Source organism: Streptomyces sp. RB17, assembly GCF_009604455.1.
Taxonomy (GTDB): domain Bacteria; phylum Actinomycetota; class Actinomycetes; order Streptomycetales; family Streptomycetaceae; genus Streptomyces.
Genome location: NZ_WEGL01000003.1, coordinates 1 through 14,087 on the forward strand (window position 1 = coordinate 1; position 14,087 = coordinate 14,087).

The 14,087-nt window shown below is 70.9% G+C and carries 13 protein-coding genes; 9 read left to right on the forward strand and 4 right to left on the reverse strand.

The genetic code is table 11. The features are described from left to right. Positions 1–655: 655 nt before the first annotated feature. Positions 656–964: a hypothetical protein gene (locus SRB17_RS13610; protein ID WP_323375440.1), complete on the reverse strand. Its 309-nt coding sequence runs from the start codon at positions 962–964 to the stop codon at positions 656–658. Further along, positions 957–1,505 carry a bifunctional DNA primase/polymerase gene (locus SRB17_RS13615; RefSeq protein ID WP_153538419.1) on the reverse strand — a complete coding sequence of 183 codons (549 nt, stop codon included), beginning with the start codon at positions 1,503–1,505 and terminating at the stop codon, positions 957–959. The genes SRB17_RS13610 and SRB17_RS13615 overlap by 8 nt, the downstream gene beginning before the upstream one ends. Before the next feature lie 708 nt (positions 1,506–2,213). Here SRB17_RS13615 and SRB17_RS13620 point away from each other — a divergent pair. The 3 genes from SRB17_RS13620 to SRB17_RS13630 all read left to right on the forward strand — a co-directional run bounded on the left by SRB17_RS13620 (position 2,214) and on the right by SRB17_RS13630 (position 5,298). Continuing rightward, positions 2,214–2,594, forward strand: coding sequence for a hypothetical protein (locus tag SRB17_RS13620; protein ID WP_228396066.1), 381 nt, complete (start codon positions 2,214–2,216; stop codon positions 2,592–2,594). A 468-nt stretch (positions 2,595–3,062) separates the two neighbouring features. Beyond that, on the forward strand, positions 3,063–4,292 hold the full coding sequence (locus SRB17_RS13625) for a S53 family peptidase (RefSeq protein ID WP_323375442.1): 1,230 nt from the start codon (positions 3,063–3,065) through the stop codon (positions 4,290–4,292). Between the two features lie 259 nt (positions 4,293–4,551). Beyond that, complete coding sequence (locus SRB17_RS13630) at positions 4,552–5,298, forward strand: hypothetical protein (protein WP_153538423.1); 747 nt, start codon at positions 4,552–4,554, stop codon at positions 5,296–5,298. 211 nt (positions 5,299–5,509) lie between these two features. On the opposite strand, the gene SRB17_RS13635 is transcribed toward SRB17_RS13630, so the two are convergent. Beyond that, complete coding sequence (locus tag SRB17_RS13635; protein ID WP_323375443.1) at positions 5,510–6,562, reverse strand: Ku protein; 1,053 nt, start codon at positions 6,560–6,562, stop codon at positions 5,510–5,512. Between the two features lie 68 nt (positions 6,563–6,630). Here SRB17_RS13635 and ligD point away from each other — a divergent pair, with 68 nt between their 5' ends. Next, on the forward strand, positions 6,631–7,518 hold the full coding sequence (ligD, locus tag SRB17_RS13640; protein WP_153538426.1) for a non-homologous end-joining DNA ligase: 888 nt from the start codon (positions 6,631–6,633) through the stop codon (positions 7,516–7,518). A gap of 1 nt (position 7,519) precedes the next feature. Here the strand turns inward: ligD and SRB17_RS13645 are convergent, their stop codons facing one another. Further along, the gene (locus SRB17_RS13645; protein ID WP_153538428.1) at positions 7,520–8,323 is read right to left on the reverse strand and encodes a nuclease-related domain-containing protein; all 804 of its coding nucleotides are present in this window, start codon (positions 8,321–8,323) and stop codon (positions 7,520–7,522) included. Between the two features lie 100 nt (positions 8,324–8,423). Here SRB17_RS13645 and SRB17_RS13650 point away from each other — a divergent pair, with 100 nt between their 5' ends. The 5 genes from SRB17_RS13650 to SRB17_RS13670 all read left to right on the forward strand — a co-directional run bounded on the left by SRB17_RS13650 (position 8,424) and on the right by SRB17_RS13670 (position 14,069). Continuing rightward, positions 8,424–8,933: a protein-tyrosine phosphatase family protein gene (locus SRB17_RS13650; protein ID WP_194294003.1), complete on the forward strand. Its 510-nt coding sequence runs from the start codon at positions 8,424–8,426 to the stop codon at positions 8,931–8,933. 126 nt (positions 8,934–9,059) lie between these two features. Next, positions 9,060–9,857 carry a hypothetical protein gene (locus SRB17_RS13655; protein ID WP_323375446.1) on the forward strand — a complete coding sequence of 266 codons (798 nt, stop codon included), beginning with the start codon at positions 9,060–9,062 and terminating at the stop codon, positions 9,855–9,857. After that, complete coding sequence (locus SRB17_RS13660; RefSeq protein WP_153538430.1) at positions 9,857–11,107, forward strand: sensor histidine kinase; 1,251 nt, start codon at positions 9,857–9,859, stop codon at positions 11,105–11,107. The genes SRB17_RS13655 and SRB17_RS13660 overlap by 1 nt, the downstream gene beginning before the upstream one ends. A gap of 119 nt (positions 11,108–11,226) precedes the next feature. Beyond that, a complete protein-coding gene (locus SRB17_RS13665) occupies positions 11,227–12,588 on the forward strand; it encodes an FtsW/RodA/SpoVE family cell cycle protein (protein WP_153538432.1) in 1,362 nt (453 codons plus the stop codon). 23 nt (positions 12,589–12,611) lie between these two features. Continuing rightward, complete coding sequence (locus tag SRB17_RS13670) at positions 12,612–14,069, forward strand: penicillin-binding transpeptidase domain-containing protein (protein ID WP_194294035.1); 1,458 nt, start codon at positions 12,612–12,614, stop codon at positions 14,067–14,069. Positions 14,070–14,087 lie beyond the last annotated feature (18 nt).

Below are 14,087 nucleotides of genomic sequence, written 5' to 3' on the forward strand. Positions count from 1 at the left end.
CCAGGCCCTCGGCCACCAAGTCGCGCTCAGCCCAGCATCAGCCTGACCCTCCCGTCTCACGCCATCCGGTCCGCAAGCGGCCCGGATGCTGCCGCCTGCCCTCCCGCACATCGATTTTCCGATCAGCATCAGTGCCGCAGCGCCGAGGCCCCTGGGGCTGGGTCGATCTTCGTGACTTCGCCTAGCCCCACGGCCTCCGCCGCAGGTCGGTCCGGCAATGAGCCCTAGAGCACCTGGCCTTCCCAGCCTGGTGGCGCAACAGAAGTGGCCTGCTGTCGTCCTGGCTGCGGCGCTGAGGCGCCGGTCCCGGCCGGCAGCAGGCCACTGTCTAGATCCTCACTGTGGGAGCGTGGCTCGGGTCAGGCGGATGCAGGCGCCGAGGGACGCGCTTCACAATTCTTTGCCTCCGAGCCGGCCTGGATGAGCCGCGCTAGGAGCAGGGCCGCTTCAGGACGCACTGTGCCGAGGCGGACCAGGCCGTCACCGCGCACATTCACGTCCGCTGCGAGCCCTGGGAAGTCTGCCTCCAGCCCCAGCGCAGCGAGTTGTCCGGCGAGGCGGTCGGCGCCGCGTCGAGCCTCGCCCCAGCCTCGGACGTAGCTCACGCCGGCCGTCAAGTTCTCGGCGCGTGGGGCGATTACTCCGCGTCGGTCTGTCATGAGTTCGCTGCCCCCGGCTCGTGGTCAGTCTCGGTGTCGCGGCGAGGCTCGGCGGCACTCACCAGGGCCAGGCGCAGCAGTTCGGCCAGGTGCTCGGCAGTTGCAGGCGAAACACGTCCCAGTTCGACCAAGCCGTGGCCGAAGGCGTTCAGGTCGGCGCGCAGGTAGGGGAAGTCGCGCTCCATGCCCGCGCTGATCAAGGCGTCGCGGAGGGCCGTAGTCGCATCGCGAGCGGCGTACCAGCCGTCGCTTTCCAGCGGGGACCAGCGCGCTGTGTCAAGGCGGCCGCGGGGTTGCTCATGCACCGGAAGTCGACTCCTCCGGGTAGGCCGCCATGGCGTCAGCGGCGGAGCTGAACCGATCGCCGTAGCGGTCGACGCGTGCCAGTAGCTCGGCGGCGGCAACAAGCACTGTTGCCAGGGCGATCGGACGGAGCGGATCGGCCTCCGGGCGCCGTACCGGGGCACGGAGCCATTCGTAGCGGTCGCCGCTCAAAGGCATGGGACCCGGCACCACCACCACTGATTTGAGACCGAGGTAGCGGTACTCCGGCGGCTCGCTGGTCTCACGCCTGAGAAAGTAGGTGAACCAGTCGCGGCTGTTGGAGCTGAGGAAGAAGCCGACCCTGCGGGCCCGACGGTCGACCATGACCGGGCCGCAGGGCAACTCTCGGCGGCACGTCTGATCGAACGTCTCCAGGCCGAGCCGCTGTTCCACCGACACCACGTCGAAGAGGCGGCCGGCGGGAATCATCGACGGGCTGCGCGGGTCGTCCGCCCAGAGCGCCCGGCACATCACCGGGTCGTCCGCCGCTGCCGACAGCCACTCGATGCCTCGCTTGGTCATCGTTTGCACGTCTTCTTCCCACCTCGGGTCGGCGACTGGCACTGACCAGGGCAGATGACGACAGGTGACGAGGGATGACGTGTGGCGCGGAGGCCCGTCACCCCCCGTCGTCCCGAAGTGGTGGCGACAAATCCCGTTCGCCGCTGCCAACGGGGTTGTCAATCGCGTACGTTCGTGATGGTCAAGGCCCACACACCACCCCCTTTGCACTGCCACGAGGAGGGAACGGCCGTCTCCTATGGATCCCGTCAGCGAGCGTTTACGCCGGGCCCGAACCGAACTCGGCTGGAGCCAACTGCGATTGGTACGGGAACTACGCAAGGCCGCAGCCAAGCGCGGCCACCAGCTCCCACGGACGACAGCATCAAGCGGCGCATCGCGAGCTGGGAGAACGGGCACAGCGTGCCGGAGGGGTTCTACGGCGCTCTGCTCGGGGACGCATACGGCGCCAGCCCACATGAGCTGGGGCTGGAACAGGACGGCAGAGAGCAGGCCGTGCTTCTGGACGCCAGCTACCCCGACAGCCCTGACGCTGCGATCAACTCGGTTGACCGGCTATGGAGCGCCGACCTGAACCGGTACGAGCCGCTGTTGCAGTCCGAGGCGTCCGAGCCAGCGTGGAACGAAGCGTCCTTACGATGGTTGGTGGCACCAGAGCCGGCGCCCCGATCCGGTCGGCCGGTGGGACTGCGTGTGGGACTTGGGGACGTGGCAACGGTGAAGACCACGGCCGACATGTTCGCCAGACTCGACGACCAGTTCGGCGGCGACCACGCCCGGCGGTCCGTTATCCAGTACCTCAGTGCCGAGGTGGTGCCGCTGCTGCGTGGCAGCTACAGCGACGCCGTGGGGAGGGCTCTCTACTCCACCGTGGCGGAGGCGACCCTTCTCGCCGGCTGGATGTCGTACGACGCCTGCCATCGCGGACTCGCCCAGCGCTACTTCCTTCAAGCCCTCCGGCTGGCCCAGGACGCCAACGACCGGCGCCTTGCCGGAAGCATCCTGTCGGCGATGAGCCATCAGGCCACCTTCCTCGGCCGGTACACCGAGGCAGCGACGCTCGCCCGTGCCGCCTTGGCCAGACCGTGATGTATCTCATGAAGCGGTCATAGCCGAGCTATCTCATAAAACCGACACAGCGGGCACTGAACCAGTCACGAATGCGCAGGAGCCAGCCCAACACGCGAGGGTCCCGCTGCCACCCGGACTGAAGCCGTGCGACAACCAGGCCGGCATACACGTCCTCGATGGATTGCCCAGGCCGTGCGGGACACGCTCGGCATGGACATAGGTGATCGAAGCGGACGAAGCAGTGACAAGCCACACAGGGGCAATCCCTTGCCTCATGGACGGCCTCGGGGTGGGATCGCAGACCACGGCCGAGCGTGGTCTAGTCCACTACGAGGAGCATCTATGCGCAGGATTCATGCGCGGCGGCGCACTGCGGTCGCCGCAGCCTGGGTCACCAGCCTCACCAGTTTCGCAGCGATAGCAGGGCTTTTCTCTGGTTCCGTCGCCGTCGCTGCACCCGTGCAACCGGCGCAAGAAGTCAAGCCCGTGCCGGCGGCCGGACAGCAGTCGAAGAGCGCGCCCGGCAGCCTGATGACCACTGCGCAGTGCCGGGAGAAGTGGGGGTTCGACTGCTACAACGCGCTCCAGTACCGCCAGGCGTACAACCTGAACCCGCTGTACAAGGCAGGAGTGACCGGCAAGGGGCGCACGATCGTGATCGTGGATCCGTTCGGCTCGCCGACCATCCAGAAGGACCTGGATGTCTACAGCGCCCGGTTCGGCATGAAGAGCACCCATGTCGACGTGGTCAAGTGGGGCAACGTCCCGCGCTTCGACCCCGGCGACGCCGACCAGCTCGGCTGGGCCGGGGAGACCACCCTCGACGTGGAGATGGCCCATGCCGTCGCCCCGGACGCGCACATCGTCCTGGCGGAGACCGGGGTCGGCCGGATCGGGGACGGCACCACCGGCCTGAAAGAGGTCATGGACGCCGAGAAGTCGCTCATCGACCGCGGCGTGGGCGATGTGATCAGCCAGAGCTGGGGCGTGGCGGAGAACAACTTCCCCGGCTTCGGCAAGGGTGACTTCTCCAGCATCCAGAACCTGCGGTACGCCTTCAAGGACGCGGCCAAGCACGGTGTGACCGTCACCGACGCTTCCGGCGACAGCGGACCCACCGACACAACCGCGAACGGCCAGAGCACCTATCCGTACAGGGTCAACGCCTGGCCGACCGACGACCCCCTGGTGGTCTCTGTCGGCGGCACCCAGCTGCACCTGGACGGCAACGGCAACCGCACCGCGCCGGACAGCGTCTACAACGACCACGGCGCCGGCGGCGGCGGCCAGTCCCACGTCTTCGCCCGTCCCTCGTATCAGAACGGGGTGGCCGGCAATCACCGCAGCACCCCGGACGTCTCCATGTCCGCCGCGCTGAAGGGCGGCGGATGGGTGTACTCCAGCTACGACCCCAAGCGGGTCGGCTGGGAGGTCTACGTCGGCACCAGCGAGGCCAGCCCGCTCTTCGCAGGAATCGTGGCCCTGGCCGACCAGGTTGCCGGGCACCGGCTGGGGGACATCCACCAGGCGCTGTACTCGCTGTACGCGAAGTCGTCGTCGAACCCGTCCACCGGGATCGTGGACGTGAAGGACGGCACGAACAACAGCTACGCGGGAGTCACCGGCTACACCGCGGTGAAGGGCTACGACATGGCGACCGGCGTCGGAACGATCGACGCGGCCCGCTTCGTCCCGGCCCTCGCCAAGCAGGGCTGACCACATTCTGGCCCCGAGGCGCAGGCGTCCGGCGTACCACTGCCGGGCCCCGCGCCGGGACGGCGGCTCGTACACGCAGACGTACGCCGCCGGACGTAGCCGTGTGACGGGGCTGTGGACGAGGCGTGGGCGGGATCTTGAAGCATCGTCGCAGGTTGCTGACTGGATCTGGCCCTGGGCTTGGCTTGACCTCACGGCAGGGCGAGTGGCGCGGCCCCAGCCGTGAAGTCCGCGGCACCCAACTGCTTAGATCGCTGACATGACGGACTGGTCCCAGCTTCACCACGCCTACGGCACGGCAGAAGACATTCCCGGCCTGCTCGACGCTGTGAGCCCGGCCCCGAAGGACTCAGGCTGGACCGAACTTTGGTCCCGGCTGTGTCATCAGGGCACCGTCTACTCAGCAAGCTACGCGGCCCTGCCTGCCCTGCGGGACATGGCACGCCGGTGGTCACCTGTGGACCGGCAGATGCCGCTCTGCCTGGCCGGCGCCATTGTGGCCGGCGTTGATCAGCCATTTGGCGATGAAGATCCCCACGTGGCCTACCCCTCGGAGATGTCCGACCTGGTGCAACTGACCGAGGAAGCTCTCCGGGAACCGGCCCTCGGCGACGACTCAGGCACTTACGTCTACTTGCTGGCCGCACTCCTCAGCTTCGAGGGGGTCGAAGTGTGGGGCGAACAGCTCGACGGACTGAACGACGACGAATACGAAGTCCCCTGCCCCTCATGCAGTACAGAGAACTTCATAGCCTTCGGCGAGTACGGCTTCTTCTCAACCACGGACAGCATGTACATGAACGAGACCGCCGCAAAGAAGATGCCGCTGCAGCCTGCGGCCGCCTCAGCCCTGGAGGGGCTGGCCCAAAGACTCCACAGTCGCGCACTCGCAGACGGCCAGACCGATGTCGCGCATAAGTTGACTTACGTTTTCGGCAAAGCACAGTGCGCCGAGTGCGATGCGGTCTTCAGCGTCGCGGAAGCCATCACGGGTGAGCATGGCTAAGGCGGCTGCCGTGCTGCATCCAGTGGCCGCCAGCGAGTAAACATCGGCCTCCAGTTCACGCTTCCTGTTCTCGGCCGCGCTCGCACTCCAGGACACGATGGCCCGGACTCACTGACGACAGTGGAGGACCGCACGGGCACGCGCTGCCACGGGGCTCAACGCGCATGCGGCCGATGTCCTGGCCGTCCTCGGGCGGGGTGGAGAGCCTTCCTCACGCCGTCCGCTTGCGTGACGCCGTCTTCTTGGCCGCCGTCTTCTTCGTCGTCGTCGACTTGGCCGCCGTCGTCTTCTTCGCCCCCTGAGCCGCCTTGGACGTCGTCTTCGCCCCCTGAGCCGCCCTGGACGTCGACTTCCGGGTCGGTTCCGCCTTCTTGGCGGTGGGTGTCTTCTTCGCCGTGGAGGTCGACTTCTTGCCGCCCGCCGCCTTGGGGGCAGCCCTCCGTGGCAGGGGTCTGACCTCGGCCGGGCCCGCGGAGGGCGCCGGTTCGCCGCGGGACTCCCGGGCTGCTCGCACGCTGTTCTCCAGCGCGGACATGAGGTCCAGCACCTTGCCGCCGGCGGCCGGCGCCGGGGTCTGCGGGGGTGCCTCGCCGGAGGCCTTCGCGGCGATGACCTCCTCCAGGGCCGCCCGGTACTCGTCGTGGAGGTCTTCCAGGTCCACCTCGCCGAGGGTGTCCATGAGGGCGTCGGCGAGATCGAGTTCCTTGTCGCGGACGGTGACGTCGGCGTCGGGGGCGACGCCCTCGGGGGCGCGGACCTCGTCCGGCCACAGCAGGCCGTGCATGGCGATGGCGTCGCCGACCACCCGGAGCATGCCGAGGCGTTCGCGGCCGCGCAGGGCGTACTTCGCGATGGCCACCTTGTTGCTGCGCTTCAGGGCCTCGCGGAGCAGGGTGTACGGCTTGGCCGCGGGGGCCCCGCCGGCGGCGAGGTAGTACGCCGCGCCCATCTGGAGCGGGTCGATCCGGTCGGCCGGGACGAAGGCCACGATCTCGATCGTGCGGGCCGTCGGGATGGGGAGGTGGGAGAGATCGTCGTCGGTGATCGGGATGATCGTGCCGTCGGCGTCCTCGTATCCCTTGCCGATCTCCGACTGGCTGACCTCGCGGTCCTCCAGCTCGCACACCTTGCGGTAGCGGATGCGGCCGTTGTCCTCGGTGTGGATCTGGCGGAAGGAGATCGCATGGCTCTCCGTGGCGTTCACCAGCTTGATCGGGATCGTGACGAGCCCGAAGGAGATGGCGCCGTTCCATATGGACCGCACGTGCCGCACCCTTCCCTTCCCTGAGCCGACACCGTCACTTTCGGCGTTATGTCTGGGATTGTCATCCTATGACGCCAATCACAGAGGTGGAGGGACGGCGCGTTGCGCTCAGCAACCTGGAGAAGGTGCTGTATCCGGAGACCGGCTTCACGAAGGCGGAACTGGTTCACTACTACGCGACCAGCGCCGAGGTACTGCTGCCGCACCTGCGCGACCGGGCCGTGTCCTTCCTGCGCTATCCGGACGGTCCGGAGGGGCAGCTGTTCTTCACGAAGAACGTTCCGCCCGGTACGCCCGAGTGGGTCACCACCGCCGAGGTGCCGCGGTCCTCGGCGGACAGTCCGGCCCGGATGGTGGTGCTGCAGGATCTGGCGAGCCTGGTCTGGGCGGCGAATCTCGTCACCGAGTTCCACACCCATCAGTGGCTGGTGCAGACCCCGGACGAGGCCGACCGGCTGGTCTTCGACTTGGACCCGGGCGCGCCCGCGACCGTCGTCCACTGCTGCGAGGTGGCCCTGTGGCTGCGCGAGCGGCTCGCGGCGGACGGCGTCGAGGCGTACCCGAAGACGGCCGGGTCGAAGGGGCTGCATCTGCTGGCGGCGGTGCGCGGGGGTTCGTCCGAGCGGACCAGCGAGTACGCGAAGGCGCTCGCGGTGGAGGCCGAGCGGGCGATGCCGCGGCTGGTGGTGCACCGGATGACGAAGAGCCTCAGGCCGGGGAAGGTGTTCGTCGACTGGAGCCAGAACGCGGCCCGCAAGACCACGGCCACGCCCTACACGCTGCGCGCCCGCCGGGCCCCCCTGGTGTCCGCGCCGGTGAGCTGGGAGGAGGTCGCCGACTGCCGTGACCCCGCTCAGCTGGAGTTCCAGGCGGGCGACATCGCGCCGCGGCTGCAGGACCTCGGGGACCTCATGGCCCCCCTGCTGGCCCCGGAGACCGCGGCCGCCCTCCCCTGAGCTACACCCTCCCCCACGTGTTCCGGTCCCGCGCCATCCCGTGCAGCGCCTCCACGTCCGCCGGCTTCAGCACCCCGCCGAACCGGGCCAGGCCCGCCAGCTCGGTGTCCTGGAGGATGCGTACCGTCCTCGGCTGAACCCGCACCGTCACCTCGGCCGGGCCCGCCAGGGCCAGGACCGGGCGCACCTCGGCGGTCAGGGCGTAGGAGGCCCGGTCGGCGACCGCGCGCAGCCGGCGCAGCAGCGGCTCGGCCTCGCGGCGGCCGACGGTGACCATCGGGTCGGCGACCAGGACCCGGGACTTGCGGGCGTACAGGGCATGTACGGCGTACAGGCCGCCGGGGCCGAGCAGCAGATGGTGGATGCGGTCGCCGCCGGGGAGGGGGACGGAGTGGAGAGCGTGCCAGCCGGCGCCCTCCAGGGCGTCCAGGGCCCCGCCGACGGTCTCCTCGGCGGCCAGGGCGCGCCGGCGCGGGTCGGGGCGCAGCCGGTGGGCGGGGCCGGGGTCGCGGTCGAGGGCGACGAGCAGGGCCTCGCCGGGGCGGTTGGGCGCCAGGTCGTCGTCGGGGTGCAGGGCCAGCCGGGCCAGTTCCGCGGGGGTCGGCACCGGTGGCGGGCCCACGGTCACCGGGCCGGTCAGGAACGGTTTCAGGGCTTCCAGTACGTCGTCCCTGCTGTCCTCGCCCAGCAGGTTGACCCGGCCCGTCTCACGGTCGTACCAGGCGGCATTGCTTCCGTCCGGGCGGCAGACGTACAGCCGCTCCCGGCCGTGCCGATAGGCCGGCACCACGCGCAGTGCGCTCATGCGCCATCACCCCTCGACCATGGGAACAGGCGGGGTGCTCCTGGGGCAAGACCGGTTACCGTGGAGGGCGGCCCCGCGAGGGGGAGTTGGGGAGGCGCCGTTGCGGATCCGCGGAAAGCAGCCCGACGTACCGGCTCCGGAGAGCCCCTGGAACGAGATCGTGCCCGGTCTGTGGATGGGCGGGCACGAGTTCCGGGGCCGCTCGGGACGGCCGGAGCTCGCTGTCGTACGTGATGAGTTCGATGTGGTGCAGACGCTGCTGCGGCTGCCGGGGTACGGCCCCGATCCGGGGGTCGAGCACCATGTGTGGCCGATCCCGGACGGCCCGCTGGACGGGACGCAGCTCGCCGGGGTGATCCGGCTGGCCCGGGCGGCGAACGAGGCGCTGGACTCGGGGCGCCGGGTGCTCGTGCGCTGCTACCACGGGTACAACCGCTCGGGCCTGGTCGTCGCGCACGCGCTGGTCCAGCGGGGGCACGCCGCACCGGACGAGGTGATCCGGCTGATCCGGGCCCGGCGCTCGGCGTGGGCGCTGCACAACGAGCTGTTCGTGGAGTACCTGCGCGCGGGCCTGACGACGGTACGGCTGCTGGAGGAGCTGGCCGAGTAGCCTCTCTCCCAGCGCTCACCCACCCCCCACGGGCGCAAAAAGGACTTACGTACGACTTACATAAGAATTTTCCTCGTCTACGAATAAGGTGTACGGGGCCTCGACCCCCGACACCCCAGGAGCACCGTGCCAGCCCGCCGTCCCGCGCGCACCGCCCTCACCGCGGCCGCCGTCGCCCTGCTGTCGGTGACGGCGGTGGCCTGCGGGGACACCGGCGAGCTGCGGGGCGCGGGCCCGACCGCGACCGCCGTCAGCCCCGCCAGGCTCTGGCCGGGCCTGCGCCCGGCGTCCAGCCCGGCCTACCCCTACGCCGTGGCGACCCGGGAGGTCGTCAAGGGCATCACGGTCCCCCGCGACGACATCCGCGCGGTGGACCCGGTGGACGTGGTCGCGGCCGAGATCAAGGCGCATCCGGACGACTACGGGTCGAAGGGGGCGTACCACGCGACCGTGGACCGGCTGAAGGACTGCCGGCCGGGCGGCGACCGGGCCCGCTGCCCGCTGCTGACGCCGTACTACCGGGACCTCACCGGCGACGGCCGGGACGACATGACGCTCGGCTTCCGGCTCTACCCGACCAACCAGACGGGCGTGCGGGTCTACACCGTCGAGAAGCACAGGCTGGTGCAGGTGCTGGCCGACAACGACGCGATCCTCGGCGTCGAGCTGGCCGGCCGGTCGCTGATCGAGCGCTCGCCGGCCGACATCTCCGGCTACGAGTACCGCACGACCTGGGTGTGGGACCCGGGTCAGCGCGCGATGGTGTTCTCCCGCGACGAGTACCTGCACACGGGTAAGGGCCGGCGCGTCAAGAAGCCCTCGCCCTCCCCCTCCCTCCCGCCGTCCGCCTCGCCTGCCGCCTCCCCGTCCGCCGCCGCCTCCTCCGCCGTCTCCCCGTCCGCCTCCTCCTCGGCGAGCGTGTGATGAGGCTCGCGCTCCCCCGCTGGGCGGGACCGCTCGCCGTGAAGGCGGCCGCGTTCATCACCGTGATGTGCTGTGCCCTGGCCGCGCTGCTGGGCGTCCTGGTGCATGTCTCGGTGACCAACCAGACCGTCGGCCAGGCCCGCAGCACGGCCCTGTCCCGCCTCGCGGACGCCACCGAGGCGTACGAGGCCGGCGACTCGCTGCTGCCGAACGCCGGGGTGGACCCCGACGGGCTGCCCGCGCCGCTGCGGACGCTGGCGGCGGCCGGCGAGCGCGGCACCATGGTCTCCAGCGACCACGGGCGGCCGACCATGTGGGCGGCGGGCCCGGTGGCCGGGCACCGGGCGCTGGCCGTGGCGGTCGACTACTCCCAGCAGTCCCGCACCATCGCCGGGCTCGACAACTCGATCCTGTGGTCGTCGGTGCTCGCGATCGGGGCGACGGTGCTGGTCGGTGTGTTCGCGGTGACCCGGGTGACCCGGCGGCTGCACGGCACGGCCCGGGTGGCCCGGCGGATCAGCGCGGGCGACCTGGACGCGCGCGTCGACGACCCCCGTACGAAGGATCCGTCCCGTCCGCAGGACGAGGTGGCCGCGGTGGCGGCGGCCCTGGACTCCATGGCGTCGAGCCTGCAGAGCAAGCTGCTGAGCGAGCAGCGGTTCACCGCGGACGTGGCGCACGAGCTGCGCACCCCGCTGACCGGGCTGCACGCGGCGGCGGAACTGCTGCCTGCGGGCCGGCCGACGGAGCTGGTGCGGGACCGGGTGGCGGCGCTGCGCACCCTCACCGAGGACCTGCTGGAGATCTCCCGGCTGGACACCGGGCGGGAGAAGCCGGCGGTGGACACCGAGGAGCTGGGCGCGCTGGCCCGGCGGGTGGTGCGGGCCTCGGGCACCGACACGGAGGTGCGCGTCCTGGCGGACGCGCGGGTGGAGACCGATCGGCGGCGGCTGGAGCGGGTGCTGGGGAATCTGGTGGCGAACGCGCACAAGCACGGGGCGCCGCCGGTGGTACTGACGGTGAACGGAGCCGTGGTCACCGTACGTGATCACGGCGCCGGATATCCCGAGTACCTGGTCGCTCATGGGCCGCAGCGGTTCCGTACGGAGGGTGGGGCCACCGGGCACGGGCTGGGGCTGACCATTGCCGTGGGGCAGGCGGAGGTGCTGGGGGCCAGGCTCTTCTTCGGCAACGCGGTCGACGGTGGGGCCGTTGCCACGTTGATCCTGCCTGTGGTGGAGGGCCGGTAGAGCCAGGGACCACCGGCGGTCTTCGGAGCGCGGGTCGTGTGTGGTTGTTCGCGCGGTTCCCCGCGCCCCTTCGGGGCGCGCCCAGCACACAAGAGGCCCTATTTGGGTAGGTTCCGGGCATGACCAAGGCCGGAACCACCGTGGCGGCGGCGCAGGCTCGCGCACCCGTCGCACGCCTCCCCCGGCGCCGTGGCATCGAACTCGCCCTGATCGTGCTGGCCGTGCTGCTGTCCGTGTACGGCTACTGCGCGGTGGGGCTGGGACGGACCGGCACCGTCCCGCCCGGCGCCGTCGGTTACGGCGCCGGGCTCGGTGTGCTCGCGCTGCTGGCGCATCTCGTGGTGCGCATCCGGGCTCCGTACGCCGACCCGCTGTTCCTGCCGATCGCCGTGCTGCTCAACGGGCTCGGGCTGGTCCTGATCTACCGGCTGGACCTGGAGACCCCGAACCGCCAGGCGGCCCCGGCCCAGCTGGTGTGGTCCACGCTCGGGGTGGCTCTGTTCATCGGTGTCGTGCTGGTGCTGCGCGACCACCGGGCGCTGCAGCGGTACGCGTACGTGTGCGTGGCCGCCGCGCTCGGGCTGCTCGCGCTGCCGATCCTGTTCCCGGCGATCAACGGCGCCCGCATCTGGATCCGGATCGCCGGATTCTCCATCCAGCCGGGCGAGTTCGCGAAGGTGCTGCTCGCCGTGTTCTTCGCCGCCTACCTGGCCGCCAACCGCAACGCACTCGCGTACACGGGCCGCCGGCTGTGGCGGCTGCAGTTCCCCACCGGGCGGGTGCTCGGGCCGATCGTGACGATCTGGCTGCTGAGCGTCGGCGTGCTGGTCCTGGAGCGGGATCTGGGCACCTCGCTGCTGTTCTTCGGGCTGTTCGTGGTGCTGCTGTACGTCGCCACGGGGCGGACCGGCTGGATCGCGGTCGGCGTGCTGCTGGCCGTCCTCGGTGCGGTGGCCGTCGGGCGGATGGAGCCGCATGTGAACCAGCGGATCGAGGACTGGCTGCATCCCTTCGCCACCATCGAGGCCGGGCAGGGCCCGAACCAGCTCTCCCAGTCGCTGTTCGCCTTCGCCGCAGGCGGCGTCCTCGGCTCCGGGCTCGGGCGCGGGCACTCCATCCTCATCGGCTTCGCCGCCAAGTCGGACTTCATCCTGGCCACGGCGGGCGAGGAGCTGGGGCTGGCCGGGCTCGCGGCGATCGTCCTGCTGTACGCGCTGCTGGTGGAGCGCGGCTACCGGGCGGGCCTCGCCCTGCGCGAGCCCTTCGGCCGGCTGCTCGCGGTCGGGCTGGCCTCGATCCTGGCGCTGCAGGTGTTCGTGATCGCGGGCGGGGTCACCGGGCTGATCCCGCTGACCGGCATGGCGATGCCGTTCCTCGCCCAGGGCGGCTCGTCGGTGGTCACCAACTGGGCGATCGTGGCGCTGCTGATCCGGGTGAGCGACTCGGCGCGCAGCCAGTACGACGGCCGGGAGGCGGATTGAGCGACTACGGGGACGGGCGGCCGATGGGGCGCTACATCCGGCACGCCTGCGCGTTCTGCACGCTGCTGCTGGCGGCCCTGCTGGCCAACGCGGCCCGGGTGCAGGTGGTGCAGTCGGCGCTGTACGACGACAATCCGGCCAACCGGCGCGCCGAGATCGCCCGTTACGCCCGGCCGCGCGGCGACATCATGGTCGGTGACGCGCCGGTCACCGGCTCCGTGGACACCGGCGAGCAGTTGCGCTACGAACGCAGCTACAAGAACGGTCCGTTGTACGCGCCGGTCACCGGCTTCTCCTCGCAGTCGTACGGCACCACGTTCCTGGAGCACGCCGGGGACGGGGTGCTCTCCGGCACGGATCCGGGGCTGTCGCCGCTGCCGCTGTGGAACGACGTGACGCGCGGGCTCGGTGCGGCCGGGAACGTCGTCACCACGCTGAACCGGGCCGCGCAGGAGGCGGCGTACCGGGGGCTGGCGGGGCGCAAGGGCGCGGTCGCCGCGATCGAGCCGACCACGGGCCGGATCCTGGCGCTGGTGTCGAGTCCGTCGTACGACCCCGGGCAGCTGTCCGGCAACGGCGAGGCGGTGGCGTCGGCGTGGGCGCGGCTCAACCACGACCCGGAGAAGCCGATGCTCAACCGGGCGGTACGGCAGACCTATCCGCCGGGGTCGACGTTCAAGGTGGTCACCGCGGCGGCGGCGCTGGACACGGGGATGGTCGCCGACGTGGACGCGCGCACCGACTCCCCCGACCCGTACTGGCTGCCGGGCACCAGGACCCGGCTGACCAACGAGGCCGACGGCTGCGGGGACGCCTCGCTGCGGCTGGCCTTCGAGTGGTCCTGCAACACGGTGTTCGCCAAGCTGGGCGTGGACGTCGGGGTGCAGAACATGGTGACGACGGCGCGGGCGTTCGGGTTCGACGACCCCGGGCTGCACATCCCCTTCTCCGTAGCGCCCAGCACCTTCGACCCGCACGTGGACCGGGCGCAGCTGGCGCTGTCCTCGATCGGGCAGTACAACACGCGGGCCACGCCCCTGCAGATGGCGATGGTCGCCGCGGCCGTCGCGGACCGCGGGCAGCTGCGCACGCCGTACCTGGTGGAGCGGACGACCCGGCGCGGCGGTGAGACGCTCGCCGGGAGCGGGGCGCACCCGGTGCGGCAGGTGATGAACCCCTCGACGGCCGAGCGGCTGAAGGAGCTGATGGCCGATGTGGTCCGGGAGGGCACCGGCACCCGCGCGGCCGTCCCCGGAGCGCTGGTCGGCGGCAAGACCGGCACCGCGCAGCACGGGGTCGGCAACTCCGGTGTGCCGTACGCCTGGTTCGTCTCCTGGGCGCAGGCCGACAACTCCCTGGATCCGCAGGTGGCGGTGGCGGTGGTGGTGGAGGACGCCTCGGCGGACCGGGGCGAGATCAGCGGCGGCGGCGACGCGGCACCGATCGCGCGCGACGTGATGCGGGCGGTGCTCGGCCGGTGAGCACCGCCCGCAGCACGT

Bases quoted from the DNA above. Each gene is read 5' to 3' on its own strand.
- SRB17_RS13660 (WP_153538430.1), top strand. From the start codon at position 9,857: ATGAGGCTCGCGCTCCCCCGCTGGGCGGGACCGCTCGCCGTGAAGGCG.
- ligD (WP_153538426.1), top strand. From the start codon at position 6,631: ATGACGCCAATCACAGAGGTGGAGGGACGGCGCGTTGCGCTCAGCAAC.
- SRB17_RS13645 (WP_153538428.1), bottom strand. From the start codon at position 8,323: ATGAGCGCACTGCGCGTGGTGCCGGCCTATCGGCACGGCCGGGAGCGG.
- SRB17_RS13665 (WP_153538432.1), top strand. From the start codon at position 11,227: ATGACCAAGGCCGGAACCACCGTGGCGGCGGCGCAGGCTCGCGCACCC.
- SRB17_RS13615 (WP_153538419.1), bottom strand. From the start codon at position 1,505: ATGACCAAGCGAGGCATCGAGTGGCTGTCGGCAGCGGCGGACGACCCG.
- SRB17_RS13630 (WP_153538423.1), top strand. From the start codon at position 4,552: ATGACGGACTGGTCCCAGCTTCACCACGCCTACGGCACGGCAGAAGAC.
- SRB17_RS13670 (WP_194294035.1), top strand. From the start codon at position 12,612: ATGGGGCGCTACATCCGGCACGCCTGCGCGTTCTGCACGCTGCTGCTG.